21 protein-coding genes are annotated in these 25,196 nt (G+C 72.7%); 8 read left to right on the top strand and 13 right to left on the bottom strand.

The genetic code is table 11. From position 1 onward, the window contains the following. Nucleotides 1–215: 215 nt before the first annotated feature. Nucleotides 216–779 (bottom strand): thioredoxin family protein, encoded by a 564-nt coding sequence (locus tag ACFMQL_RS04050; protein ID WP_364066934.1) that lies wholly within the window; start codon nt 777–779, stop codon nt 216–218. 35 nt (nt 780–814) lie between these two features. Between ACFMQL_RS04050 and ACFMQL_RS04045 the strand changes: the two genes are divergently transcribed. Then, on the top strand, nt 815–1,198 hold the full coding sequence (locus tag ACFMQL_RS04045) for a VOC family protein (protein ID WP_364066932.1): 384 nt from the start codon (nt 815–817) through the stop codon (nt 1,196–1,198). A 138-nt stretch (nt 1,199–1,336) separates the two neighbouring features. Here the strand turns inward: ACFMQL_RS04045 and ACFMQL_RS04040 are convergent, their stop codons facing one another. Then, on the bottom strand, nt 1,337–1,543 hold the full coding sequence (locus ACFMQL_RS04040; RefSeq protein WP_378784615.1) for a hypothetical protein: 207 nt from the start codon (nt 1,541–1,543) through the stop codon (nt 1,337–1,339). Nucleotides 1,544–1,761: 218 nt separating this feature from the next. After that, nucleotides 1,762–4,278 (bottom strand): DNA topoisomerase (ATP-hydrolyzing) subunit A, encoded by a 2,517-nt coding sequence (locus tag ACFMQL_RS04035; protein WP_378784614.1) that lies wholly within the window; start codon nt 4,276–4,278, stop codon nt 1,762–1,764. A gap of 482 nt (nt 4,279–4,760) precedes the next feature. Between ACFMQL_RS04035 and ACFMQL_RS04030 the strand changes: the two genes are divergently transcribed. Continuing rightward, on the top strand, nt 4,761–4,904 hold the full coding sequence (locus ACFMQL_RS04030; protein ID WP_378784613.1) for a hypothetical protein: 144 nt from the start codon (nt 4,761–4,763) through the stop codon (nt 4,902–4,904). A 59-nt stretch (nt 4,905–4,963) separates the two neighbouring features. Continuing rightward, a complete protein-coding gene (locus ACFMQL_RS04025; RefSeq protein ID WP_364066925.1) occupies nt 4,964–7,078 on the top strand; it encodes a RecQ family ATP-dependent DNA helicase in 2,115 nt (704 codons plus the stop codon). Between the two features lie 139 nt (nt 7,079–7,217). Here the strand turns inward: ACFMQL_RS04025 and ACFMQL_RS04020 are convergent, their stop codons facing one another. Then, nucleotides 7,218–8,111 (bottom strand): sugar kinase, encoded by an 894-nt coding sequence (locus tag ACFMQL_RS04020; protein ID WP_364066923.1) that lies wholly within the window; start codon nt 8,109–8,111, stop codon nt 7,218–7,220. 182 nt (nt 8,112–8,293) lie between these two features. Between ACFMQL_RS04020 and ACFMQL_RS04015 the strand changes: the two genes are divergently transcribed. The 4 genes from ACFMQL_RS04015 to ACFMQL_RS04000 all read left to right on the top strand — a co-directional run bounded on the left by ACFMQL_RS04015 (nt 8,294) and on the right by ACFMQL_RS04000 (nt 14,513). Further along, entirely contained in the window at nt 8,294–10,942 is a 2,649-nt protein-coding gene (locus ACFMQL_RS04015) for a GNAT family N-acetyltransferase (protein ID WP_364066922.1), read from the top strand. A 144-nt stretch (nt 10,943–11,086) separates the two neighbouring features. Beyond that, nucleotides 11,087–11,677, top strand: coding sequence for a DUF5998 family protein (locus ACFMQL_RS04010; protein ID WP_364066920.1), 591 nt, complete (start codon nt 11,087–11,089; stop codon nt 11,675–11,677). A gap of 899 nt (nt 11,678–12,576) precedes the next feature. Beyond that, a complete protein-coding gene (locus tag ACFMQL_RS04005) occupies nt 12,577–13,692 on the top strand; it encodes a nucleotide pyrophosphatase/phosphodiesterase family protein (protein ID WP_364066918.1) in 1,116 nt (371 codons plus the stop codon). Then, the gene (locus tag ACFMQL_RS04000) at nt 13,689–14,513 is read left to right on the top strand and encodes a sulfurtransferase (RefSeq protein ID WP_364066916.1); all 825 of its coding nucleotides are present in this window, start codon (nt 13,689–13,691) and stop codon (nt 14,511–14,513) included. Before ACFMQL_RS04005 ends, ACFMQL_RS04000 begins: the two co-directional genes overlap by 4 nt. 102 nt (nt 14,514–14,615) lie before the next feature. Here the strand turns inward: ACFMQL_RS04000 and ACFMQL_RS03995 are convergent, their stop codons facing one another. From ACFMQL_RS03995 to ACFMQL_RS03980, 4 genes are all read right to left on the bottom strand, one after another. Beyond that, on the bottom strand, nt 14,616–17,150 hold the full coding sequence (locus tag ACFMQL_RS03995; protein WP_378784611.1) for a CHAT domain-containing protein: 2,535 nt from the start codon (nt 17,148–17,150) through the stop codon (nt 14,616–14,618). A gap of 127 nt (nt 17,151–17,277) precedes the next feature. Continuing rightward, nucleotides 17,278–17,724, bottom strand: coding sequence for a hypothetical protein (locus ACFMQL_RS03990; protein WP_364066912.1), 447 nt, complete (start codon nt 17,722–17,724; stop codon nt 17,278–17,280). After that, complete coding sequence (locus ACFMQL_RS03985; RefSeq protein ID WP_364066910.1) at nt 17,721–18,257, bottom strand: sigma-70 family RNA polymerase sigma factor; 537 nt, start codon at nt 18,255–18,257, stop codon at nt 17,721–17,723. Before ACFMQL_RS03985 ends, ACFMQL_RS03990 begins: the two co-directional genes overlap by 4 nt. A 72-nt stretch (nt 18,258–18,329) precedes the next feature. Then, a complete protein-coding gene (locus ACFMQL_RS03980; protein WP_364066909.1) occupies nt 18,330–19,358 on the bottom strand; it encodes a S8/S53 family peptidase in 1,029 nt (342 codons plus the stop codon). A gap of 174 nt (nt 19,359–19,532) precedes the next feature. Here ACFMQL_RS03980 and ACFMQL_RS03975 point away from each other — a divergent pair, with 174 nt between their 5' ends. Further along, nucleotides 19,533–20,027 (top strand): DUF3145 domain-containing protein, encoded by a 495-nt coding sequence (locus ACFMQL_RS03975; RefSeq protein WP_364066907.1) that lies wholly within the window; start codon nt 19,533–19,535, stop codon nt 20,025–20,027. A 231-nt stretch (nt 20,028–20,258) separates the two neighbouring features. On the opposite strand, the gene ACFMQL_RS03970 is transcribed toward ACFMQL_RS03975, so the two are convergent. The 5 genes from ACFMQL_RS03970 to ACFMQL_RS03950 all read right to left on the bottom strand — a co-directional run bounded on the left by ACFMQL_RS03970 (nt 20,259) and on the right by ACFMQL_RS03950 (nt 25,136). After that, on the bottom strand, nt 20,259–21,683 hold the full coding sequence (locus tag ACFMQL_RS03970) for a carboxyl transferase domain-containing protein (RefSeq protein ID WP_364066905.1): 1,425 nt from the start codon (nt 21,681–21,683) through the stop codon (nt 20,259–20,261). Further along, nucleotides 21,684–22,916 carry a beta-ketoacyl-ACP synthase II gene (gene fabF / locus ACFMQL_RS03965; RefSeq protein WP_364066903.1) on the bottom strand — a complete coding sequence of 411 codons (1,233 nt, stop codon included), beginning with the start codon at nt 22,914–22,916 and terminating at the stop codon, nt 21,684–21,686. It abuts the gene before it with no gap. A gap of 53 nt (nt 22,917–22,969) precedes the next feature. Further along, entirely contained in the window at nt 22,970–23,209 is a 240-nt protein-coding gene (locus ACFMQL_RS03960) for an acyl carrier protein (RefSeq protein ID WP_364066901.1), read from the bottom strand. Between the two features lie 77 nt (nt 23,210–23,286). Further along, nucleotides 23,287–24,243 (bottom strand): beta-ketoacyl-ACP synthase III, encoded by a 957-nt coding sequence (locus tag ACFMQL_RS03955; protein WP_364066899.1) that lies wholly within the window; start codon nt 24,241–24,243, stop codon nt 23,287–23,289. Further along, nucleotides 24,240–25,136: an ACP S-malonyltransferase gene (locus ACFMQL_RS03950; RefSeq protein WP_364066897.1), complete on the bottom strand. Its 897-nt coding sequence runs from the start codon at nt 25,134–25,136 to the stop codon at nt 24,240–24,242. The genes ACFMQL_RS03955 and ACFMQL_RS03950 overlap by 4 nt, the downstream gene beginning before the upstream one ends. Nucleotides 25,137–25,196: the final 60 nt, after the last annotated feature.

The raw sequence follows: 25,196 nt of genomic DNA, 5'->3' as shown, positions 1-25,196 counted from the left end.
ACCGGGGCGCATGCTGGACCGCCTCGGCGGCCGCACCGGGGCCCGGCGGCGCTGAGCATGCCGGACCGCCTCGGCGGCCGCACCGGGGGCCAGGCGGCGCTACGCATGCCGGCGTGGTGGACGCCGGTGCCGTGACGCACCGGCCGCGACAGCGCCCGGCCGAACCGCGCCGAACGGGTCTTGCGAGGCTGCCGAGGCGGTGCCGGACGAAGGGCTCAGGCAGGCTCGTTGCCCGGCTTCCACTTGATGCCGCAGCCGATCGACGGGTTCTGCTCCTGCGGCACCGGCTTGCCCTCCAGCACGGCGTCGATGGCGGCCCGCAGCGACGCGCCGGTCACCGGCTCCTTATTCCCGGGCCGCGCGCCGTCGAACTCGCCCCGGTAGACGAGCCGCAGGTCGCCGTCGTACAGGAAGAAGTCAGGGGTGCAGGCGGCGCGGTACGCCTTGGCCACCTCCTGGGTCTCGTCCAGCAGGTACGGGAACGTGAACCCCGCACGCCGCGCCTGCTCGGCGAGGTGTGTGGGATCGTCATCCGGGTAATTCACACTGTCGTTGCTGCAGATGGCGACCATCGACAACCGCGCGCCGTAGTCCTTGGCCAGCGCGCCGATGCCGTCTTCGATGCGCCGCACGTACGGGCAGTGGTTCGACAGGAAGGCGACGAGCGTGGCGGGCGAGCCTTCGAGGTCCTTCAGCGAGACGCTGCCGCCGTCGATGGCGGTCAGGTCGAAGGCGGGCGCGGGAGTGCCGAGTGGAACCATGAACGAGTTAGCAGCCATGACGTCCATTGTCATCATGGAGAGGCGGGACAGTGATGGGCGGGATCGCCGCGTTCAGGACCACCGTGCTCGATTGCCCCGACCCTAGGGGGCTGGCGGAGTTCTACTCCCGGCTGCTGGGCTGGCCGATCACCTCGGCGGACGACGAATGGGTGGTGGTCACCGACGGCGGGTCGCCTTTCCGGCTGGCGTTCCAGCTCGCCCCCGACCACCGGCCGCCCGACTGGCCGGGCGGCTCGCGCCCGCAGCAGATGCACATCGACGTGACGGTCACCGACATGGACGAGGCCGAACGCCAGGTGCTCGCGCTCGGGGCGCGCAAGCACGAGCACCAGCCGAGCGAGGACGACTCCTTCCGCGTGTTCCTCGACCCGGCGGGCCACCCGTTCTGCCTCTGCGTCGATTCAGCAACCGACTGACGCGGGGCGTACGAGCCCGGGCCGGGCGATGGGGACTGCTCCCGGCCCGGGATGAGGGGCTGACCTCCGCACATCGCGAGAGGTCAGCCCCGACTCCCAGCGCGCAGCCCGAAGGCCAGAGCCCGGAGCCTCCGAGCGTCAGCGGGTCGCCTGGACCAGCAGGTCCACCGCCTTACGGACGTTCCCTGCGGCCACCTCATGGTCGGCGAGCGCCTGCAGGCCGGGGCGCTTGCCGGCCTGCCGCGCCACGTCGCGGGCGACCGACGCCACGGCGTCGTCCACCTCGTACGCATCGCTCTTCGACCGGTCAAGCAGCGTCGCGGCGGCCGCCGGCGCGCCGAGCACCGTACGCCGGTCGCGGACGGAGCCGTCAGCGTTCCAGTGGCGGCAGGACAGGGCCGGGGTGAGCGCGAGTGCCGCCGCCTTGGACGCGACGTCGCCGCGCGCCGGCCGGTCGCGGGCCGCGGCGATCAGGTCGGCGACGGCGGCACCGCGTACGGCTCATCGACGACCGGGCCGGAGTGAGACGGGCGCGGGGGACGCCGGAGCGTCCCCGCCCGCCGTTACTCCTCGTCGGAGGCGGACGATGTCTGCTCGGTGGCCGAGTCAGAGCCGCCCGGCAGGGCCTCGGGGCTGGAGGCCAGCGCGCCGCCGATGGCGCCGATGGTGTGGGTCAGGCGTACGCCGGAGCCGTCGCGGCGGCCCAGCTCGCCGGGCAGCGGCACCGGCTTGCCCACCGCGGAGACCGCCTTGGCCGGGGCCGGGCCCGCCCAGGCGAGCAGCAGCACGTCTTCGCCCTTGAGGAACCGCTGGGCGCGGACGCCGCCGGTGGCGCGGCCCTTGGGCGGGAACTCGGCGTAGTCGGAGACCTTGCCGCCGCCCACCTGGGTGCCGGGCAGCGCCGTGGAGGACCCGGCGATGGTGACCACATGGGCCGGACGCTGAGGATCGACGGAGCCGAACCAGATCACCCGCGCGCCCTCGTCGAGCCGGATGCCGGCCATGCCGCCCGCGGGCCTGCCCTGGGGACGTACGAGCGAGGCTGGGTAGCGCAGCAGCTGCGCGTTGGAGGTGATGAACACCAGGTCGTGCGACTCCGACACCAGCTCGACCGCGCCCACGACGCGGTCGCCCTCCTTCAGCGTGATCACTTCGAAGTCGTCGCGGTTGGCCGGATAGTCCGGCACCACGCGCTTGACCACGCCTTGGGCGGTGCCGAGCGCCAGGCCGGGACTCTCGGGATCGAGCGAGCCCAGCCCGACCACCTTCTCGTCGGGCTCAAGGGAGACGTACTCGGAGACCGGATGCCCGCCCGACAGCGACGGCGGGTCGTCCGACGACGGCAGCGTGGGCAGATCGACCACCTGGATGCGGATCAACCGGCCGTGTGAGGTGATGACGCCGACCTCGCCGCGTACGGATGTGCGCACCACGCTGACCAGCACGTCGTGGGCCGACCGCTGGCCGTCGCCGGGCAGCGGCGAGGCGTCGGCGGTGCGGGCCAGCAGGCCGGTCGAGGACAGCAGCGCCAGGCATGGGTCGTCGGCGACCTGCAGCTCCGTCACCGGGGCGCGGGTCACGCCCGGCGACTCCAGCAGCTCCGTGCGGCGCGGCGTGCCGTACTTCTTCGCGACGTCGGCCAGCTCGCTGGAGACCACCTGGCGCAGCTTGGTCTCGGAGGAGAGGATCTCGTTGAGCTTGGCGATCTCGTCGGTCAGCGTCTCCTTCTCCCGCTCCAGCTCCAGCTTGTCGTAGCGGGTCAGGCGGCGCAGCGGCGTGTCGAGGATGTAGGACGCCTGGATCTCGGTGAGGTCGAAGACCTCCATCAGGCGGGTGCGCGCCTGGGAGGAGTCGTCGCTGGACCGGATGACCTGGATGACCTCGTCGATGTTGAGCAGCGCGATGATGAGGCCGTCGACCAGGTGCAGGCGCTCCTCGCGCTTGCGCCGGCGGAACTCCGAGCGGCGGCGCACGACGTCGAGCCGGTGGTCGACGTAGACTTGCAGCAGCTCGCGCAGCCCGAGCGTGCGGGGCTCGTCGTCGACCAGCGCGACGTTGTTGATGCCGAACGTCTCCTCCATCGGCGTGAGGCGGTAGAGCTCTTCGAGCACCGCCTCGGGGATGAAGCCGTTCTTGATCTCGATGACCAGCCGCAGGCCCTTGTGGCGGTCGGTGAGGTCCTTCAGGTCGGCGATGCCCTGCAGCTTCTTGCTGGTCACCAGCTCCTTGATCTTGGCGACCACGCGCTCGGGGCCCACGTTGTACGGCAGCTCGGTGACGACGATGCCCTTGCGCCGCGGCGTGATCTGCTCGATGGAGCACTTGGCCCGCATGCGGAACGTGCCGCGCCCGGTCTCGTACGCGTCGCGCACGCCCTGCAGGCCGATGATCTGGCCGCCGGTCGGCAGGTCGGGCCCCGGCACGAACTTCATCAGCTCGTCGAGCGTCGCGTCGGGCTTCTTGATCAGGTGGCGGGCGGCGGCGACGACCTCGCCGAGGTTGTGCGGCGCCATGTTGGTGGCCATGCCGACCGCGATGCCGCTGGTGCCGTTGACCAGCAGGTTGGGGAAGGCCGACGGCAGCACGACCGGCTCGGTCTCCTGGCCGTCGTAGTTGGGCTTGAAGTCGACCGTCTCCTCGTCGATCGACTCGACCATCAGCATCGCCGCGGGGGCCAGCCTCGCCTCGGTGTAACGCATGGCGGCCGGCAGGTCGTCGGGCGAGCCGAAGTTGCCGTGGCCGTCGATGAGCGGCAGGCGCATCGAGAACGGCTGGGCCAGGCGGACCAGGGCGTCGTAGATCGCGCTGTCGCCGTGGGGGTGCAGCTTGCCCATGACGTCGCCGACGACGCGCGAGGACTTCACGTGGCCGCGGTCGGGCCGCAGGCCCATCTCGTTCATCGAGTAGAGGATGCGCCGCTGGACCGGCTTGAGGCCGTCGCGAGCGTCGGGCAGCGCCCGCTGGTAGATCACCGAGTAGGCGTACTCGAGATAGCTCCTGCGCATTTCAGAGGAGACGTCGATGTCGACGATCCGCTCCTCGAAGTCCTCGGGCGGGGGTGCTGTCGTGCGTCGGGCCATCGTATGCTGCGCGGCTGCCTCGGCCGTCGCGCCGAGGGGAAGCGCATCCTCCTTCTGTTCTTGTGCTCTAACCGTAGCCGTCAGCTCGCTGGAGAAGCGTCAGATCGGCGTGCGAGGCGGCGATGCGGCCCGTCTCCCGGCGCCGCGCGCGGGCGGCGGGCCGGCGCGGCCACGCGGCCGGAAGGGGTGGGGACGTCTTCGCCTATGGCAGATGATCGCACGAGCCAGGTCGTCTGTGGCGTATCCATGGTGTCGCTCACGCTTGGGGTGCCCGGGGAGAAGATGGCGTCGACCATCATGCCGAGGCTCCGATCCTACTCGATCCGTACGAGTTATCGCAGACTTGTTCGATCGGCGCGCGCTCCTTTGGCCGATCAATTGCTTGGTCTTGCGTTCGGTGCGAGGGATCCGCATCCGTCTCCGGAAGGCGTCATGATCGAGTTCCATCCCGTGACCGAGCACATCGGCGCGCCCGGGTTCCAGTGCGGGCTGCGCCGGCGCCGGGCAGGCCGGCCTTCTGGGACATCCGCTCCACCCAGCACCACGCCGTCGCCGACTCCATCGAGCGCCGCCGCATGCACCGCGTCACGATCAACGCCTTCCCCGAGCACGCCGACCCGGCGTGAGCCGCGTCCGGGGGCGGGATCGGCGAATTCCGTCGCCCGGAGCTGGTAACAAGGGAGGCATGATTGATGCCCCCGACGCCGCGATGCTGCGGGAAGAGGCCGAAGAGCGGCTGCAGGCCCTGGCCGGCGAGCACGCCAGGCTGCGTGACGACCAGTGGGCCGCCATCAAGGCCCTGGTGCTCGACCGCCGCAGGGTGCTCGTCGTGCAGCGCACCGGCTGGGGCAAGTCGGCCGTCTACTTCGTGGCCACCGCGCTGCTGCGCGAGCTGGGCGAGGGCCCCACCGTGATCGTCTCGCCGCTGCTCGCGCTCATGCGCAACCAGATCGCCGCCGCAGAGCGCGCCGGCATCAGAGCCGTGACGATCAACTCCGCCAATCCCGAGGCGTGGGAGGAGATCTACGGCCAGGTCGCCGACGGCATGGTCGACGTGCTGCTGGTCAGCCCCGAGCGGCTCAACAACCCCGACTTCCGCGACAACGTCCTGCCTGAGCTGGCCGAGAGCGCCGGGCTCGTCGTGGTCGACGAGGCCCACTGCATCTCCGACTGGGGACACGACTTCCGGCCCGACTATCGCCGGCTGTCCACGCTGTTCGCGCAGCTCCCGCCCGGCATCCCCGTGCTGGCCACCACCGCCACGGCCAACGCCCGCGTCACCCGCGACGTCGCCGAGCAGCTGCGCCTGCCGCCCGAGCTGCGCGGCGAAGACGACGACACGCTCGTCCTGCGCGGCCCGCTCGAGCGCGACAGCCTCCACCTGAGCGTCGTCCGCCTGCCCACCGCCGAGCAGCGGCTGGCCTGGCTCGCCCAGACGCTGCGTGAGCTGCCCGGCTCCGGCATCGTCTACACCCTCACCGTGGCCGCCGCCCACGAGATCGCCGGCTACCTGCGCGACCAGGGCTTCGAGGTGGCCGCCTACTCCGGCCAGACCGAGCCGTCCGAGCGCCTGGCCGCCGAGGAGGCGCTGCTCGGCAACAAGATCAAGGCGCTGGTCGCCACGAGCGCGCTCGGCATGGGCTTCGACAAGCCCGACCTCGGCTTCGTGGTCCACGTCGGCGCGCCGCAGTCGCCGGTCGCCTACTACCAGCAGGTCGGCAGGGCCGGGCGCGGCGTCGAGCGGGCCGAGGTCATCCTGCTGCCCGGCGCCGAAGACCGCGAGATCTGGGCGTACTTCGCCTCGCTGGCCTTCCCGCCCGAGCCCCTCGTCCGTACCACGCTCAAGACGCTCGAAGAGCGCGGCGTCATGTCCACCCAGGCCCTGGAGTCCGCGGTCGATCTCAGCCGGGGCCGGCTGGAGATGATGCTCAAGGTGCTCGACGTCGAAGGCGCCGTACGCCGGGTCAAGGGCGGCTGGGAGGCCACCGGCGCGCCGTGGGAGTACGACACCGAGCGCTACTCCCGCATCGCGGCGGAGCGCCGCGCCGAGCAGGAGGCCATGCTGGCCTACCTCACCACCACCGAGTGCCGCGAGCAGTTCCTGCGCCGTCACCTCGACGACGACACCGCCACGCCCTGCGGCCGCTGCGACAACTGCACCGGCAGCCACCGCTCCACCGAGATCGCCGCACAGGCCGTCGAGACCGCGCGCGAACGCCTTACCAGGCCGGGCGTCGAGATCGAGGCCCGCAGGCAGTGGCCCACCGGCATGCCCGACCTGTCCGGGCGCATCAAGCCCGAGCTGGGCGCCGAGCCCGGCAGGGCGCTCGGGCGGCTCACCGACATCGGCTGGGGCAACCGGCTGCGCGAGCTGCTCGCCGGCGACGACGCCCCCGTGCCCGACGACGTGTTCGCCGCCGTGGTCAAGGTGCTGTCGGCGTGGGAGTGGAAGGAGCGGCCCGTCGCGGTGGTCAACGTGCCGTCGGCGAGCCGGCCGAAGCTCGTGCGCGGGCTGGCCGAGCGCCTCGCGCAGGTGGGGCGGCTGGCCTATCTGGGGGAGCTGGGCTACCGCGCGGGCTCGCCGGGGCGGCAGTACAACAGCGCGCAGCGGGTGCAGGCGGTCAGGGCCACCCTCGCCATGCCGAAGGATCTCAGCGCCGCGATCGGGCGGTGCGGCGGGCCCGTGCTGCTGGTGGACGATCGTGTCGACACCGGCTGGACCATGACGCTGGCCGCGGCTCAGGTGCGCCACGCGGGCGCGCCCGCGGTGCTGCCGCTGGCGCTCGCCGTGACCAGCTGAGGAAGGGCTTCCTTTGAGAACGGCCTGAGGGCTGGAACGGCGGGCCAGGGGCTCGAAGGGCCGCCGGAGCGAAACGGCGGGCCAGGCTCGGGCGGGCCGCCGGGCAGAAACGGCGGGCCCGGCTCGAAGGGCCGGCCGATCAGAACGGCGGGCGGGCGCCCAGGTGCAGGATCGCCTTGGACGCCAGCCTGCAACCCGAGGCCAGCGCCTCGGCCGGGGGCTTGCCCTCCAGCCACGGCGGCAGGAACCCGGCACAGAACGCGTCACCGGCCCCCGTGCCGTCGACGACCTTCTCGACCGGCTCGGCGGCCACCCGCACGGGGTCGGGGCGGCCGTTGCTGAACCACAGCGCGCCGTCGGCGCCCATCTTGATCACGACCTGCGGGAACCACGCCGTGAGCACCTTGGCCGCCGCCTCGGCGTCGTCGCGGCCGGTCAGCACCTTGGCCTGGTCGACGTTGGCGAACAGCAGCTTCGCGCCGTTGGTCCACTCGAGGAACGGCTCGGCTCCCGTACGCTCCAAAGGCGCCGACGACGCGCAGTCGACCGAGATCGACATCCCGGCGTGCCGTGCCATGTCGAGCGCCGCGAGCCCGGCCTCGCGCGACCCCTCGTTGATCAGCGTGTAGCCCGACAGGTGCAGGTGGGAGCCCTGGGTGAACAGGTCGCGCGGCAGGTCCTCGGGCGACAGGGCGGCGTTGGCGCCGGGGTCGGACAGCATCGTGCGCTCGCCCTTGTGGGTGACCAGCACCACGCACGTGCCGGTGGGACGCTCGGGGTCCATGACGAGCCGGGCGTCGACGCCGTAGCCCATGAGTTCCATGTCGCGGTTGCGACCTGTGATGTCGGCGCCTCTGCGGCCGATGAAGGCCACCTCCGCGCCCTCGACGGCGAGCCAGGACGAGATGTTCGCCCCCGAGCCTCCGCCGTGCATCGTCACGATCGCCGGGGTGTCGCTCGCCCGGGCGAGCGCATAACGGGCGCGCGCGACCGCGTCGGTCATGAGATCGCCCACCACGACGACCCGCGTCATGATGTCACCACCTTGCTGCCTACAGATCGAGCCTGGCCACGGCAAAACGCCACCGCAAAACTAACAGCTTCCGAGCTGCTCGTGGGGCGTACCCCTATTACCGGGCAGGAGTCGATGCACAAGCGTTGCCCAATGGGGCCCCAGCGTCTTGACATGTGGGATCCGGGTTTACGCTCGTGTCTGTGGAGGCACAATATCCGGCCCACTGGGAGGCCGATGTCGTCCTTGCCGACGGAGGCACCGCGCACGTGCGGCCCATCAAGCCCGCCGACGCCGACCGCCTCCGTTCGTTCTACTCCCGCCTGTCCGACGAGTCGATCTATTTTCGGTTCTTCGGCCCGCGCCCCCGGCTCTCCGACCGCGAGGTCGAGCGCTTCACCAACGTCGACTACGTCAACAGGGTCGCGCTGATCGCCACCATCGGCACCGAGATGGTGGCCGTCATCCGCTACGACCGCACAGGACCCGGCGAGGCCGAGGTCGCCTTCCTCGTCGAGGACGCCCACCAGGGCAGGGGAGTGGCGTCCGTGCTGCTCGAACACCTGGCGGCCACCGCACGCGAGCGCGGCATCGAACGCTTCATCGCCGACGTGCTGCCCGCCAACATGCGCATGATGGGGCTGCTGCGCCAGGCCGGTTACACGGCGCAGAGCCAGTTCGAGGACGGCGTCGTACGCATGACGCTCGACCTCACGCCCACCGAGACCTCCGCCGAGGTCACCGCCGCCCGCGAGCACCGCGCCGAGTCCCGCTCGATCGCCCGGCTGCTCACCCCCGGCTCCGTCGCGGTGATCGGCGCCTCGCGCGAGCCCGGCGGCGTCGGCCAGACCGTGCTGCGCAACCTGCTGGCCGCCGACTTCACCGGCCCCGTCTACCCCGTCCACCGCGAGGTGCGTGCGGTGGCGGGCGTGCGCGCGTACCCGAGCGTGACCGCCATCGACGACAAGGTCGATCTCGCCGTGGTCGCCGTGCCCGCCGAAGGCGTCATCGACATCGTCAAGGAGTGCGCGGAGAAGGGCGTGCACGGCCTGGTCGTGGTCTCGTCCGGCTTCGGCGAGACCGGCCCCGAGGGCAGGGCCAGGCAGGACGAGCTGGCCCGCATCGCCCGCTCCTACGGCCTGCGCGTCGTCGGCCCCAACTGCCTCGGCATCGCCAACACCGACCCCGCCGTCAAGCTCAACGCCACGCTCGCCGCCACCGTCCCCGGCCGGGGCAACGTCGGCTTCTTCAGCCAGTCGGGCGCGCTCGGCACCGCGCTGCTCCAGCGGGTCGCCCAGCGCGGCATGGGCATCTCGACGTTCGTCTCGGCGGGCAACCGGGCCGACGTCTCGGGCAACGACCTGCTGCAGTACTGGGAGGAGGACGACTCCACCGAGGTCATCCTGCTCTACCTGGAGTCGCTCGGTAACCCGCGCAAGTTCACCCGGCTGGCCAGGCGCATCTCCCGGCGCAAGCCCGTCGTGGTGGTCAAGAGCGGCGGCACCCCGTCCGGCCACTCGGCCGCCGAGCTGGGGCTGCCCGACTCGGCGATCAGCTCGCTGTTCGAGCAGGCGGGGCTCATCAGGGTGGACGACCTCATCCAGCTCTTCGACGTGGGGCAGCTGCTGGCGTACCAGCCGCTGCCCGACGGCCCGCGGGTCGCGCTCGTCACCAACTCCGACGCGCTCGGCCTGCTCGCCGCCGACGCCTGCCTGTCCGCGGGTCTCGAACCCCGAGAGCCCGTCAACCTCGGCCCGGCCGCGGGGCCCGGCGAGTACGGGGCCGCGCTCGCCGGCGAGCTGGCCTCCGGCGAGGTGGACGCCGCCGTCGTCATCTACATGCCGCCGATCCCGGGCGACACCGACGCGGTGGCCGCCGAGCTGCTGCGCGTCTCGAAGGGCTCCGGCAAGCCGGTGCTCGCCACGTTCGAGGGGCATCTCGGCATGCACCCGGCGCTGCGCGTCCCCGGGGACGAAGGGCCCGCACGCGGGTCCATCCCGTCGTACGCCGCCCCCGAGGAGGCCGTACGCGCACTCGCCCACGTCGTCCGCTACGCCCGCCGCCGCGCCCAGCCGGTGGCCCCGCCGCCCGAGCTGACCGGCATCGACACCCAGCGGGCGCGGACGCTGGTCCGCGAGACGCTGGCGGGCACCGCGCCCGAGACCCCGCCTGGCGGGTTCGCCCAGCCGGGGCCGCCCGTCGAGATCGACGCGGCCGAGCTGCTGTCCTGCTACGGCGTTGAGGTCTGGCCCGCCGAGGTCGTCCGCTCGCCCGACGAGGCGGTGGCCGCGGCCGAACGGCTCGGCTGGCCGGTGGTGGTCAAGGCGGCCGACCCCGCGGCCTCGCGGCGGGCGGGCACCGTACGCCTCGGGCTGACCGGCCCCGAGATGGTCCGCCACGCCTACGCCGAGCTGGTGCGCGAGCACGCGGAGCTGGCCGTGCAGCGGATGGCGCCGCAGCCCGCCGTGCCGACCGTGGTCGGGGTGATCGAGGACCCGGCGTTCGGGCCGGTGGTGTCGTTCGGGCTGGGCGAGGTGACCGCGCGGCTGCTGGCCGACCAGAGCTTCCGCCTCGCGCCGCTCACCCGCGAGGACGCCTCCGACCTGATCCGGTCCGTACGCGCCGCGCCGCTGCTCTTCGGCCAGTACGGCTACCCGCCCGTCGCGGTGGACGCCCTGGAGGACCTTCTCGTACGCGTCGGGCGGCTCTCCCACGATCTGCCCGAGGTGGCCAGGCTCGACCTCGACCAGGTGCTCGTGGGGGAGTCGGCGGTGGTGATCCTCAGCGCCCGCGCGACCCTGCGCACCCCGGCGGGGCCGCGGCTCGACGGCGGCCCGCGCCGGCTGTCGTGACCGGGCCTGTGGGCGCTGACGGGGGTGCGTCAGCCCTGAGCGAAGGGGGAGGGGCCGAGTGCCCGCTGATGACCCGGCAAAAGACGTTATAGAGCGTTATATCCGGCGGGTGAGTGCACTGCCCGTCCCTGGCAGGATGGAGCCATGAGGGAAACCCGAGTCTCAGCCGCGGGCCTGCGCGACGCGATCGAGCGCAGCGGCTACTACCCCGACCTCGTCACCGATGCGGTCGAATCCGCGCTGGGCAAGGAGGCCGTGACCGCGTTCGTGGTCCACCACGAGGCGACCTTCGATCCCGCGATGGAGGTGCGCCGCCACGTCACCGTGCTGGTGCTGACCGCGACCCGGCTGCTCGTCTGCCACACCGACGAGCACCCCGCGGTGGAGGGGGTCTCGGCGTCCCACGCCTCCACCACCACCGAGGCGGTGCGGCTGAGCCGCGTCCAGTCGGTCGCGGTCACCCGTGTGGTGCCCGACCCCGCCTCCTACGTGCCCGGCGTCCCTCCCACGGAGGTGACGCTCACCATCGGCTGGGGCGCCATCTCTCACGTCGATCTCGAGCCCGCCACCTGCGGCGACGAAAACTGCGAGGCCGACCACGGCTACACCGGCGCCATCACCGCCGACGACCTGTCGCTGCGCGTCAGCGAGGCCGCCGACGGGCCCGAGGCGGTCTCCCATGTGCTCGCCTTCGCCAAGGCCCTCTCCGAAGCCACCGCCCGCGCCACCGCCTGACCCTCGCCCACCCGCGCACCTCTCACCCGCCAACCGCCACCCCACCCGGCTGCGAGCGCCGCGCGCAGATCACCCGTGCCCGCGCCGTGTCGCCGCACGCGGATCAGGCCCGCTCCTGGGCCGTGTCGCCGCGCGGATCAGGCCCGCTCCTGGGCCGTGTCGCCGCGCGGATCAGGCCCGCGCCCGCGCCGCGTCTCCGCGCGCCGTCCCGTGCTCGGGCTCGCGTGCGGTGTCCGCGTGGGCGGCTTCCGCTGTGCACGTGCTCGCGCACCTAGCGCGCTCAGCGCCGGCGTTCGTGCGGCGGGACTGTGGAGTGCCGTTCGCGCCGGGCGCCGACCCGTGCTGACGCATGCGGCACCTGGGCTTGCGGGCACTCGCCCGCGCCGCGCTGAGCGTGTCGGTCGCTGAGCGTGTCGGCCCGCTGAGCGGGCGCCGTTTCACGCCCCCGCACCCACGGCGAGTCGTCCGTGTCGGTGCCGTGCGCACGCCAGTCCGTCAAGAGCCGCTCGTGCCGGTGCTTGCGCGGTGGGCCTGCGGGGTGTTGTCCGCGTCGCGCGCCGCCCCCGGCAACGCCACCGGCGACTCCACCCGCGCCTGCGCGCTTGAGCACTGCCTGCGCCCTGACCCGTACCAGCGTCGTCCGCGCCGCGTGCTCGCGTCGACCTACGCCTGCGCCCGCCCCCGCCCTGGCCCGGGAGCGTTGGTCGCGTCGGTGGTCAGGTCGTCTCCGCGTCCGCCTGCTGGGCGTCGTCCGCCCTGCGTCTGTGTGGTGGGGCCGGCGCAGTCTCGGCGGTGCAGTTCCTGGGCGCTCGCCTGGCTTTTCGCGCTGCTCTGCCGCCCCTGCTGAGGGTGTCGCGGAGCGCCGGGCGGGCGATCGGGGCGGGGCTAGACTGAGGGGCATGCTGGTGCCCGGATACGGCGGCGCGTCGCTGGCCGACTTGCCAGGTTCCCTGCTGGCCGCGCTCGGGCTGCCAGAGCCTAACCTGCTCGACCTCGATGCCGCCGACCGTGTGTGCCTGTTCCTGGTCGATGGTCTCGGAGCGGAGCTGCTCGACGCCCACCCCGAGCGGGCCCCGTTCCTGGCGGCGCACCGTACGTCCAGGACGCTCAGCGCCGGGTTCCCCGCCACCACCGCCACCAGCCTGTGCACCCTGGGCACCGGCCTGACGCCCGGTGAGCACGGCATGGTGGGCATGATGCTGGCCGTGCCCGGCACCGGAAGCATGCTCAACTGCCTGCGCTGGACCTTCCCGGGCGACGAGCCGATCGACCCCGAGGTGTGGCAGCCGGCCCCCACCGTCTACCAGCGCGCCGCCGCAGCGGGCATCGAGCCGGTCTACGTCGCCCCCGCCGAGCTGGCGGGCACCGGTCTGAGCCGGGCCACCTTCCGCGGCGTCCGGCACGTGGCGGCCGGCTCGGTCGACGAAAGGGTGGCGAGGGTCCACGACGTGCTGCGGGAGCGCCGCCGTTCCCACGTCACCGTCTACTACGGCGACCTCGACGCCGCCGGCCACATGCACGGCTGGGGCGGCGACGAGTGGCTGCGGCAGCTCGAGATCGTCGACGCCATGGCGAGCCGCCTGGCCGAAGGCATGCCGCCCGGCTCCGCCCTCTACGTCACCGCCGACCACGGCATGGTCAACGCCACCGAGAAGATCGATGCGGAGAGCGTCCCCGAGCTGGCGGAGGGGGTGGCGATGCTGGGCGGCGAGGCCAGGGCACGCCACGTCTACACCCGTCCGGGGGCCGCAGGGCAGGTGCTCGACGCCTGGCGGGAGACGCTGGGCGACAAGGCGTGGGTGGTGTCGCGCGAGGAGGCGGTCGAGTCGGGCTGGTTCGGCCCCCGCGTACGCGAGCCGTGGCTCGCCCGCATCGGCGACGTCGTGGCCGTCCCCCGTACCGACCTGGCCATCACCGCTCCCAGCAGGCATCCCGTCGAGGCGCAGTTCGTCGGTTACCACGGCTCGCTGACGGCGGCAGAACAGCACGTCCCGCTTCTGGAGGTACGCCCGTGACCAGCCCGCTCATCACACCCGCCGCGCTCGCGGAGCTCGCCGATCGTGGCGGGGTCACCGTGCTCGACGTGCGCTGGCGGCTCGGCGGGCCGCCCGGCATCGAGTCCTACCGCGAGGGCCACATCCCGGGCGCCGTCTACTGCGACCTCGACACCGACCTGGCCGGCCCGCCCGGCACGGGCGGGCGACACCCGCTGCCCAGTGCGGAGGCGTTCCAGAGCGCGATGCGGCGGCTCGGCGTCTTCGACGGCCGCCCTGTCGTCGTGTACGACGACGCGGCCGCCACGACCGCCGCCCGCGCCTGGTGGACGCTGCGCTACTTCGGCCACCAGGACGTCCGCGTGCTCGACGGCGGCCTGCCCGCCTGGATCGCGGCCGGTCACCCCGTCACCAAGGAGGTGCCCGCACCCGTCGAGGGCGACTTCACCGCCAGGCCGGGCGGCATGCCGATGCTGTCGGCCGACGAGGCGGGCGAGCTGGCCGGGCGCGGCGTGCTGCTGGACGCCCGCGCCGCCGAGCGCTACCGCGGCGAGGTGGAGCCCGTCGATCCCGTGGCCGGGCACGTCCCCGGTGCGGTCAGCGCCCCGACCACCGACAACGTCGGCCCCGACGGGCGCTTCCTGGCGCCCGATGAGCTGCGGTCGAGGTTCGCCGGGCTGGGCGTCGGCGAGGGGACGCGGGCGGGCGCGTACTGCGGCTCCGGCGTGACGGCCGCACATGAGGTGCTGGCGATGGAGATCGCGGGCCTGCCGGCGGCGCTGTACGTCGGCTCCTGGTCCGACTGGGTCAGCGACCCGTCCCGCCCCGTCGCCACCGGCTGACCGGCAGCGCCTGCGCCAGGGCGCCCCGGGGTCAAGCGGCCAGGGTCGGGTGACTCGGCTCAGGTGGCCGGGGCTGGGCGACCTCGGCTCAGGCGTCCGGGCTCAGTAGAGCGGGAAGTCGCCTGCGCCGAAGCAGGTGAAGCCCACCTCGCCGGTCTTGGCCGCCGCACACGCCAGCGCCGCGTCGGGTGCCTGCCCGGCCGCCACGAGCTCGTGGAAGGTGCTCATCACCGCCCGTGCCTCCTCGTCGCCTATCGGCACCATGCCGGCGATCACGCACGACGAGCCCTTCGCCAGGAACGTCCCCGGCAGCCCGAGCGGCGCGCCCTCCATGGGCGTCCGCGACATCCCGGAGTTGCACGCCGACAGCACCACCAGCCCGGGCGTCCGGGGCAGTTCCAGCAGGTCGTACGCCATGAGCGCGCCGTCCTCCAGCGTGATGCCCGACCCCAGCGGGGTGCGCGCGTGGAACGTCCCGTGCGCCGCCAGGTGCACGACGTCGGCCGTGGACAGCGCCTCCCGCACCGGCCCCACCCGCCCCTCTGTGAGCCGTCCACCGGGGTGGCAGCGCACGACGTGGGCCACCTCGGTACGAGCGTGCTCCAGCTCCGGGCCCGCCGCGGCCACCACCACGGGCGGGCTCCCGGGCCGGCGAGCAGCAGCGTCGGCGTTGGCACGCGCCCGCAGCCAGGCGGCGGTGCCGGCCGCCACGCTCACCGGGCGTTCGCGGAGGGCGGGGAGCGCGCCCCAGGGGAGCTTGTGCAGGCCGGCCACCGGCACGATCACCAGCGGTCGATCATCGAGGTCGGCCAGCAGGGGCCGCAGGACGAGCTCTTCGAGGGCGACGGCGGCCGCGTCGGTGTCGTGGCGCTGGGTGGGGCGGCGCAGGGCGTACCGCAGGCGCAGGATCGCCTCGCTGATCTCCTGAAGGTCGCCGACCCGCCGCAGCAGCAGGTGCCGCTCGGTGATCATGACGGCGAGCAGTGCGCCGCGGTCGGCCACATACTCGACCAGGGCGCTGCCTCCCAGCTCCGCCCGTACGCGTTCGGGGTCGGGGAGCGCGCTCGCGTGGGCGGGCGAGGCGACGGCCCGCCAGCGTTCGGCCCACTCGAACACGGTGCTCGCGCTGCCCTCCCGTACGGCCAGCTCCAGCCCGAACGCCGCCAGCCGCTCGCCCGACCTGGCCGCGTGCGCGCGCAGCGACGGGTCGTCGAAGCCCTCCACGCGCCCGCTCACCTCGGCCAGCCCGTCGCGGACGGCGGTGAAGGCTCCGGCGGGGTCGTCCAGGAGCGCCGACTTGAGCGCGAGCGCGTGCTGGCGCACCGTTCCCGGGATCAACGCGGCCCGCACCGGTCGTCCGGCCCGCGCCGCCTCGGAGTCCGGCGCCCGCTCCCCGACCCGCTCATCGGGCCGTCCAGCAGGCTGTTCTGCCGCCCTGGTGAGGTGGGTGAGCTGGTCCAAGGCCGTGCGGCGGTCGTCCAAGGAGAGCGCCGTCTCGGCCGCGACCAGCCGCAGTGCCGCCGCGACGGCCACGTGAGCGTCGCACTCCTCCAGCTCTCCGGCGCACTCGGCCAGCTCGGTCAGCAGCTCGCGGGTGACGGGACCGAGCGCCAGCCGTGAGCGCAGCACCACCTCCCTGGCCAGCGGCAGCCACGTCGTACGCTGCTGCGCCGCGAGCTCGGCGGCGGCCTGCTCGGCCACCTGCAGGGCCCGGTGCGGGTCGCCGGTGAGCAGTTCCACCTGGGCGAGCTTCAGCCGCGCCTCGGCCAGCGCCACCAGCGCCCCGGACGCCTCCAGGTCGGGTACGGCCAGGTCCAGCATCGCCCTGGCCTCGCCCGGCTGGTTCACGGCCAGGAGGGCATCGGCGAAGTCGGCCCGCATCGTGGCCAGCCGTTCGGGAAAGCCGAAGAGGGCGTCCTCGGCCTCGTGGTAGTGCTTGAAGGCGGCGGCGAGGTCGCCGCGACGTACGGAGAGAAAAGGCAGGTTGGCGGCGGACAGCCGGGCGAGGTGCCGCAGCCCGGCCTCCTTGGCGATGCGCAGGCAGTCCGTGAGGTCGCGTAGCGCCGCGTCCCAGTCGCCCCGGTACGAGTGGATGAGCCCTCGGTTGAGCAGCCCGCCGGCCAGGAACCTGCGGTCGTCCATGGTGCCCGGCGCCTCCGCGAGGGCCCGTATCGCACGGTCGCAGGACGAGATGGCCTCCTGGTGACGCCCCAGCCGGGCGAGCGCGACCGCGCGCTGCGTGTCGAGCTTGGCGCGGTCGATCGGCGACAGATGAGCCCAGGCCAGGGCGGCCACGCGCAGCGCCTGGAGCGGATGGCCACGCTCGGTGCGTACGGTCACCAGCGACAGCCGCGCCTGCGCGACCCGCCCGGGCGGAGCGTCCGGCAGGGCGATGGCCTCCAGCAGGTGGTGCTCGGCGCTCTCCAGGTCGCCCAGCTCGCGCGCGGCCAGCGCCATCGACCGCAGCGCCACGGTTTCGGCCTCGGGGCACCCGTCACGCCTGGCGGCCTCCCTGATGGCGCCGGCGACTCGCAGCGCGCGGTCGGGTTCGACCAGCGAACGCATCAGCGCGGACTCCGCCGCCTGGACGAGCGGATGGACGCCCCTCGTGACCTGCTGGTCCGTCGCTGCGCTCATAACCGGCCTCGGAGGAGGAGACGGCCGGGAGCAACGCGCGGACTCCCGGCCGGGTCAGGGGTGGGTGCGCACCCCCGTGGCCGGTGTCGGGTCAGGGGTGGGTGCGCACTCACGTGGTCGGTATCGGTCAGGGGCGGATGCGCACCCACGTGGTCTGTACGGGTGGGTGCCCCGGCCTGTGGCACACCACGCTCAGCCACCCGGGCGGCAGGCCCGTGGCGACGAAGTGGCCGGTGGGGGCGATGCGCCGGGTCAGGGTCAGGTGCGGCGACCGTACGTCGACGAGCGCGCCTTCGCCGGGATAGGGGGAGATGTGACCGGCGACGTCGATGAGCCCGTCGCCCTCCGTCACCTCCAAATCGAACGTGAGGCCGGCGGCGATGAACCGCACCAGATGGGAGCTGTCGTTGTCGCGCACGCTGCGGATCGTGGCGGACTCGGTGTGGGCGGCGGTCACGGCCATCGGGACCCGAAGCCGATAGGCGTCACGTGCGGCGGCGGAGACGTGACCCGGGATCGGGTCGTTCCCGGCGGCCAGCCGGAGGGCCGCCAGGAAGTACTCGTCGTTGATCATTGCGCTGTCTCCTGTAGTGAGAGCAGAGTGCGCAGTTTCTCCAGGCAGCGTGCCTTGGTGGGCCCGATGCTGCCGTCGGGCAGCCCGAGCCGTGACGCCACCTGCTGGTTGCCGACCTCGTACGCGACAAGTTCCAGGATCGAGCGGCAGGGTTCTTGCAGTGTGGAGACCGTCTTCCAGAGCCGGCGCCGCCCGTCGGCCTCCAGCACGGCGGCGGCCGGGTCGGGCTCGTCGACCGGATCGGTCACGGAGACGAGGGGCGGCTCCTTGCGCTGCATGGCAAGGGCCTCGCGACGAACGGTGGTCACGAGCCAGCCGCCCACGCTCGCCGGTTCCCTGATGTCGTGCAGATGCTGCAGCAGGCGGAGCCAGGCGCCCTGGACCGCGTCGGCGGCGTCGACCGGGCTCAGGCCGCAGGCGCGGGCCACCGCCCACATGCGCGGCCCGTACCTCGCTTCGAGCTCGTCCCATGCGGCCCGGTCGCCCTTGGCCGCGGCCGCGAGCAGCTCCGCTGGATCACGCAGATCCCGCATACGGCCTCCTTCCGCCCGGCCAGGGGAGGCGATCATGCCTCCCCGTGATGGTCCGGGGACTGAGCGTAAACTCTACAGACTCGCCGGGAAGAGGACTCCCAGATCCTGAATTTGCGGGGTCGCCTCGGAGTCGAGGAGCCTGTCGATCCACTGCCGTGCGGGTTCGTTCCTGGCGGCGTCGGCGATGGCTCCGGCCACCAGCGCCGTGGCGAACGACGTGCCGCTCCACGCCGCGTACCCCTCGAAGTCGCCGGTGTGCAGGTAACTGCTCGTCAGCCAGTCGCCCCGGGCGCAGGCGTCCACCCACGTGCCGTAGCCGGAGTAGGGGGCCCGGCACTGCTGGGAGGCGTCCACGGCGGCCACGCCGACCACGAAGGGCAGCGCCGCGGGCCAGAACGGGTGGTCGGAGGCGGTGTTGCCGGCGCAGGCCACGGTCACCGTGCCGGTCGGCGTGGCGGCGAGCTCGGCGATGGCGTCCGACAGCAGGGGCGGCGGCCGGCCGTCGAAGGTGTAGCCGCCGAACGACAGGTTGAGCACGTGGGGCGGCCGCTCGCGCATGCGGTGCAGGGCGCGTACGACGGTCGCCTCGTCGGTCACGCCGTCGCCGTCGAGCACCCGGTGCACGCGCAGCGACACGCCCGGGGCCCGCCGGGTCAGAAGTCCGGCGATGAACGTGCCGTGCCCCGCCTGCTGGCCCTCCATGGCGTCGGCCTCCTGGGGGCCGAGCCTGGCGTACCAGTCGCTGCCCGCCCACCACGGGTGCTTGGCCACGCCGGTGTCGAGCAGCCCCACGACGACGTCGGAGCGCGGCCGGTGATGCGGCCGGTGACCGATCGGAGGCGTGGGGAAGGGCCGTGAGGCCGGGCCGCCGAAGAACAGCGGCTGGCCGCGGAAGACGTGGTTGGGAGAGGCCCGCAGGCCCTGGTCGCGCAGCTCGGCGGTGAGCTCGCACGGATCGACGCCGTCGGCCAGATGGACGACGCAGACGCCGTCGGCCTCGGAGACCGCCTGGGTCCAGCGGCGCGCGGCGGACAGCGCCGTGCGGTCGGTCAGCACCTGACGTGGGCGGACGAACGCCTCCCCGACTGATTGGATGTCCATGAGCCGGTATCTTTCCTTGGGAGGCGACCTGTCACCCGCCACTTCAGCACCAACTTGGTATGGCCCCCCTCTGGTGCCGATCAGCGACCGACGGTAGTCTCTCCCTAGTCACTTGTGATCATCCCGGGACGAGGCCGTTGGGGAAGGCGCACCTCGTACCGAACGGGAGGTCCGGTGTCTGCTCGTGGCGTTCTTTACGTCCACTCGGCTCAGCCCGCGCTGTGCCCTCACATCGAATGGGCAGTCGCGGGTGTCCTTGGCGTGCCCGTAGACCTGACGTGGACTCCGCAGCCCGCCGCGCCCAATGTCGTGCGGGCCCAGGCGGAGTGGGAGGGACGGCCTGGCATCGCGGCGGCCATAGCCTCCTCCCTCATGGGCTGGCAGCGTCTCAGGTTCGAGATCACCGAGGATGCCTCACCCGGGGTCGACGGCTCCCGCCATGCCTACACGCCGTCGCTCGGCCCGTTCACGGCCGTGATCGGCGCGAACGGCGACATCATGATCCCCGAAGACCGGCTGCGCACCGCGATGATGATGGCCGCGCAGGGGCGGTGCGTGCTTGAAGACGAGCTGGACAAGCTGCTGGGCCGGCCGTGGGATGAGGAGCTGGAGCCGTTCCGGTACGCCGGGGACGGCGCGCCCGTCAGGTGGCTGCACGCGGCCGTGTGATCGCCGGGGACGAGGCCGCCGGGGTGCGAGGGAGGCTCCCCGTGCGCCCGTCCCGCCGCCTGACGCGCGTGACGAACGCCTTTGACACGTGTAGAGCCCTGATCAGTCTGAAGAGCGCCTGCTGCTCGTAGAGAGCGCCTGTGAAAGACGAACGAGGCCCCGCACCGAAAGACGGTGCGGGGCCTCGTTCGTATCGCTCTAGCGGCTGCACAGCCGCGCCCTGGGGCGGTCCTACAGCGGGATGTTGCCGTGGGCGCCCCTGGCCGGGGTGGCCTGGGAGAGCACCTTGGCGATCGCGCCGCGCGTCTCGGCGGGCTTGATCACCTCGTCGATGACGCCCAGCTCCTGGGCCCTGACCAGCCCGCCGGCGAGCTGCTTGTGCTCTTCGGCCAGGCGCTGCTCCAGCTCGGCCCGCTCCTCCTCGGGGACCGCGGCGAGCTCGCGGCGCTTGAGCACGCGCACCGCGGCCACCTCGCCCATGACCGCCACCTCGGTGGTCGGCCAGGCGAAGACCTTGGTGGCGCCCAGCGCGCGGGAGTTCATCGCGATGTACGCCCCGCCGTACGCCTTCCTGGTGATCAGCGTGACCCGCGGCACCGACGCCTCGGCGAAGGCGTGCAGCAGCTTGGCTCCGCGCCGGACCACGCCGTCGTGCTCCTGGCCGACGCCGGGCAGGTAGCCGGGCACGTCCACCAGCACGACCAGCGGCACGCCGAACGCATCGCACATGCGGACGAACCGGGCGGCCTTCTCGGCGGAGGTCGCGTCGAGGCAGCCGCCGAGCCGCATCGGGTTGTTGGCGATCACGCCGACCGTGCGCCCGCCCATGCGGCCGAGCGAGGTGACGATGTTGGGCGCCCACTTGGGGTGCAGCTCCAGGCCGGGCTCGTCGAGCAGGCCGTTGACCAGCGGCTTGACGTCGTAGGCGCGGCGCGCGGAGTCGGGCAGCAGGGACGAGAAGTCGACCTCGCCGATCTCGCCGAGGCGGATGCGGCCCTGGTGGCCGAGCAGCGTGGCGAGCCGGCGCGCCTTGACGAAGGCGTCGGTCTCGGTCTTGGTGACGATGTGGGCCACGCCGCTGCGCTTGGCGTGCGGCTCGGGCCCGCCGAGCGCGGCGGCGTCGACGTTCTCGCCGGTGACGCTGCGGACGACGTCGGGGCCGGTGACGAAGATGCGGCCGGTGTCGGCCAGGATGACGAGGTCGGTGAGCGCGGGACCGTAGGCGGCGCCGCCGGCGGCGGGGCCGACCACCACGGAGATCTGCGGCACGACGCCGGACGCCTTGGTCATGGCGGCGAAGACCCGGCCGACCGCGTGGAGCGACTCGACGCCCTCGGTGAGGCGGGCGCCGCCGGAGTGCCAGATGCCGATGATCGGCACCCGCTCGCGTACGGCGACGTCGTAGGCGTGCACGATGTGCTCGCAGCCCTCGCCGCTCATGGCGCCGCCCTGGACGCGGGCGTCGCTGCAGAACGCGACGACGGGAACGCCCTCGACGCGGCCCGTGGCGGCCAGCGCGCCGCTCTTGTCCTCCGGAGTGATCAGCCGCAGCGAGCCCTCGTCGAGCAGCGCGGTCAGGCGGACGACGGGATCGCGGGGATCAGCGGGCTCCTGATCGGAGCCCTCGCTCACCACCCGGTTGTCGAGCACGGTCATTTAAGCCCCCTTAAAGACGACGGCCACGTTGTGACCGCCGAACCCGAACGAGTTGTTGACCGCGGCGATGTCGCCCTCAGGCAGCGCGCGGTTCGCCTCGTGGACGAGGTCGACCTCGATGCCGTCGTCGAGGTCGTCGATGTTGATCGTGCGCGGGACGATCCGCTCGTGCAGGGCCTTGATGGTGAAGACCGACTCGATGCCGCCGGCTCCGCCGAGCAGGTGTCCCGTCATGGACTTGGTGGAGGTGACGAGCGGGTGGCTGCCGATGGCCTTGGCGATGGCCTGCACCTCGCCGACGTCGCCTGCCGGGGTCGAGGTGGCGTGGGCGTTGACGTGCTTGACGTCGTTGCCGGAGATGTCGGCGTCGGTGAGCGCCATCGTCATCGCCATGATCTGGCCGCGGCCCTCGGGCTCCGGCTGGGTGATGTGGTGCGCGTCGGCGGAGTAGCCGACGCCCGCGCAGTAGGCGTAGATGCGCGCGCCGCGCGCCTTGGCGAACTCCTCCGACTCCAGCACGACGATGCCCGCGCCCTCGCCCAGCACGAAGCCGTCACGAGCGCGGTCCCACGGGCGGGAGGCGCCCTCGGGGTCGTCGTTGCGGGTCGACATGGCCCGCGCGGCGGCGAAGGCGGCCATGTTGAGCCCGTGGATGGCGGCCTCGGTGCCGCCCGCCACGACCACGTCGGCACGGCCGGCCCTGATCATGTCGAGCGCGTAGCCGATGGCCTCGGCGCCGGACGCGCAGGCCGACACCGTGGCGTGCACGCCGGCCTGGGCGCCCAGGTCGAGCCCGACCCAGGCGGCCGGGCCGTTGGGCATGAGCATCGGCACGGTGAACGGCGACAGCCGGTTCCAGCCGCGCTCGCGGTAGGTGTCGTAGGCCGACAGCGTGGTGTTGATGCCGCCGATGCCGCTGGAGACCACGACGCCCAGCCGCTCGGGCGCCACCTCGGGGGCGCCGGCGTCCTTCCATGCCTCGCGGGCCGCGACCAGCGCGAACTGCTCGCTGCGGTCGAGCCGCCGGGCCTCGGGCCGCGGCAGCACCTCGGTGGGATCGACCGCGGCCGTCCCCGCGAACTTCACGGGGACGGTGTCGACCCAGTCGGTCTCCAGGGTCTTGACGCCCGACCGACCGGCGAGGAGCGCCGACCAGGTCGAGGTGACGTCTCCACCGACGGGCGTCGTCGCGCCAAGCCCGGTGACGACGACACGTACCCGGTTCGCACTCACGTTTCGCGCTCCTTGCTGGTCAGTGATCGGTTGATCGGTGAAACAATCCGAGGTCAGCCCTGGATGAAGTTGAGGACGTCCTTGACCGTCTTCAGGTTCTTGAGCTGGTCGTCGGGAATCTCGACGCCGAACTCGTCCTGGGCGGCCACGGCGATCTCGACCATGGACAGGGAGTCGATGTCGAGGTCGTCCACGAAGCTCTTCTCGGGGGTCACCTCCGAGGCCGGAATGCCGGTGATCTCGTTGATGATCTTGCCGAGGCCTTCGAGGATCTCCTGCTCGGTGGCAGCCATGTCGCTAGTTCTCCTTTGATTTCCTGGGTTCTGTACGGGCGATGCCGCACAAGTCTGGAAGGGCGAGCGGGACCCCGTCAGGGGATCTCGATCACCTGTCCGGCGTACGTCAGACCCGCGCCGAAGCCGAGCACCAGCGCCAGGCCACCCGACTGCACTTCGCCGCGCTCCAGCATGCGCGAGAGCGCGAGCGGGATGGAGGCGGCCGAGGTGTTGCCGGCGTGGACGATGTCGCGGGCGATGACGGCCTTGTCGGCGCCCAGCTTACGGGCGATCGACTCGACGATGCGCAGGTTGGCCTGGTGAGGCACGAACGCGGCGAGCTCCGACGGATCAACGCCAGCGCGCCGGCAGGCCTCGAGCGCCACCGGGTGCAGGGCGGTGGTGGCCCACCGGAAGACGGTCTGGCCCTCCTGGTGGAGGCTTTCGTTGCGGTTCTTGATGTAGATGGCGTCGGCCTTGTCGCCGGCGCTGCCCCACACGACGGGGCCGATGCCGGGCGTCTCGGCCGGACCGACGACCGCCGCGCCGGCGCCGTCGGCGAAGATCACGGCAGTGGAGCGGTCGGTCCAGTCGACCCACTGCGACAGCTTCTCGGCGCCGATGACCAGGACGTGCTTGGCCGAGCCCCCGCGCACGGCGGCGCTGGCGGTGCCGAGCGCGTAGCAGAAGCCGGCGCAGGCGGCGTTGATGTCGAAGGCGCCGGGGGCGGTGATGCCCAGGCGGTGCGCCACGACGGCCGAGGCGTTGGGGATCTGGGTCTCCATCGTGCAGCTCGCCACGATGACGAGGTCGATGTCGTCGGGCGTCAGGCCGCTGGCCGCGAGTGCCTTGCCGCCGGCGATGGTGGCCATGTCCTCGACGGTCTCGGCCGGGGAGGCGATCCTGCGCTCCTTGATGCCGACCCGGGACTGGATCCACTCGTCGTTGGTGTCCATGGTCTTGGCCAGGTCGTCGTTGGTGACGACGTTGGCCGGCTGGTAGTGGCCGAAGGCCAGCACCTTGGCGCCGGGAACGATGTCGGGGATCTTCATGGGATCAGCTCCCTGGCCGCGTCGAGGTCGTCGGGGGTCTTCAGCGCCACGGTGCGCACGCCGCGCAGCCCGCGCTTGGCCAGGCCGGTCAGCGTGCCGCCGGGCAGCAGCTCGATCATGTCGGTCACGCCGAGCGCGGCCATGGTCTCCATGCAGGAGTCCCACCTGACAGGGCTGCTCACCTGCTTGACCAGCTTCCGCAGGAACTCGGCGCCGCTCGCGACGGCCTGGCCGTCGGCGTTGGACAGCAGCGTGACCTTGGGGTCGGCGGGCTCGACGGCCTCGGCCGCGGCGCGCAGGCTCTCGACCGCCGGTGCCATGTGGTGGGTGTGGAACGCTCCCGCCACCTTCAGCGGAATGAGGCGGGCGCGGGCCGGCGCGTCCTCCTTGAACGCGGCGAGCTGCTCGAGCGTGCCGCCCGCCACGATCTGGCCGGCGCCGTTGATGTTGGCGGGGGTCAGGCCGTGCTTTTCGATGGCCGCGAGCACGTCGGCCTCGACGCCGCCGAGCACCGCGGTCATGCCGGTCTCGGTGACGGCGGCCGCCCTGGCCATGGCCCTGGCGCGCTCGCGGACGAGGCCCAGCGCCTGCTCGGGGGTGAGCACCCCGGCGAGCGCGGCGGCGGCGAACTCGCCGACGCTGTGGCCGGCCAGCACGTCGGGGCTCGCGCCGAGCGCCTCGGCGGCGGCCAGCGCGGCGGCGACGAGGAGCGGCTGAGCCACGGCGGTGTCGCGGATCTCGTCGGCTCCAGCGGTGGTGCCGTAAGCGATCAGGTCGAGCTCTACGACTTCGGACCAGGCGCCGAGCCGGTCGGCGAGGCCGGGCAGCTCGAGCCAGGGAGTCAGGAAGCCCGGTGTCTGGGCACCTTGGCCCGGGGCGACGAGTACAAGCACAAAAACCACCTTGCCCTGTAGGACTTCGACACGCGGATAGAGATCCGCACGAACTTTGTC

The organism is Nonomuraea fastidiosa, from assembly GCF_042751225.1.
Classification (GTDB): Bacteria; Actinomycetota; Actinomycetes; order Streptosporangiales; family Streptosporangiaceae; genus Nonomuraea; species Nonomuraea fastidiosa.
The sequence above is the reverse complement of the archived record's forward strand: the minus strand, read 5'-3'. Positions and strand labels throughout refer to the sequence as shown.

Coding starts and splice junctions, on each gene's coding strand:
- ACFMQL_RS04050 (WP_364066934.1), bottom strand. CDS start 779: ATGGCTGCTAACTCGTTCATGGTTCCACTCGGCACTCCCGCGCCCGCC.
- ACFMQL_RS04045 (WP_364066932.1), top strand. CDS start 815: ATGGGCGGGATCGCCGCGTTCAGGACCACCGTGCTCGATTGCCCCGAC.
- ACFMQL_RS04035 (WP_378784614.1), bottom strand. CDS start 4,278: ATGGCCCGACGCACGACAGCACCCCCGCCCGAGGACTTCGAGGAGCGG.
- ACFMQL_RS04025 (WP_364066925.1), top strand. CDS start 4,964: ATGATTGATGCCCCCGACGCCGCGATGCTGCGGGAAGAGGCCGAAGAG.
- ACFMQL_RS04020 (WP_364066923.1), bottom strand. CDS start 8,111: ATGACGCGGGTCGTCGTGGTGGGCGATCTCATGACCGACGCGGTCGCG.
- ACFMQL_RS04010 (WP_364066920.1), top strand. CDS start 11,087: ATGAGGGAAACCCGAGTCTCAGCCGCGGGCCTGCGCGACGCGATCGAG.
- ACFMQL_RS04005 (WP_364066918.1), top strand. CDS start 12,577: ATGCTGGTGCCCGGATACGGCGGCGCGTCGCTGGCCGACTTGCCAGGT.
- ACFMQL_RS03995 (WP_378784611.1), bottom strand. CDS start 17,150: ATGAGCGCAGCGACGGACCAGCAGGTCACGAGGGGCGTCCATCCGCTC.
- ACFMQL_RS03990 (WP_364066912.1), bottom strand. CDS start 17,724: ATGATCAACGACGAGTACTTCCTGGCGGCCCTCCGGCTGGCCGCCGGG.
- ACFMQL_RS03985 (WP_364066910.1), bottom strand. CDS start 18,257: ATGCGGGATCTGCGTGATCCAGCGGAGCTGCTCGCGGCCGCGGCCAAG.
- ACFMQL_RS03980 (WP_364066909.1), bottom strand. CDS start 19,358: ATGGACATCCAATCAGTCGGGGAGGCGTTCGTCCGCCCACGTCAGGTG.
- ACFMQL_RS03970 (WP_364066905.1), bottom strand. CDS start 21,683: ATGACCGTGCTCGACAACCGGGTGGTGAGCGAGGGCTCCGATCAGGAG.
- ACFMQL_RS03960 (WP_364066901.1), bottom strand. CDS start 23,209: ATGGCTGCCACCGAGCAGGAGATCCTCGAAGGCCTCGGCAAGATCATC.
- ACFMQL_RS03955 (WP_364066899.1), bottom strand. CDS start 24,243: ATGAAGATCCCCGACATCGTTCCCGGCGCCAAGGTGCTGGCCTTCGGC.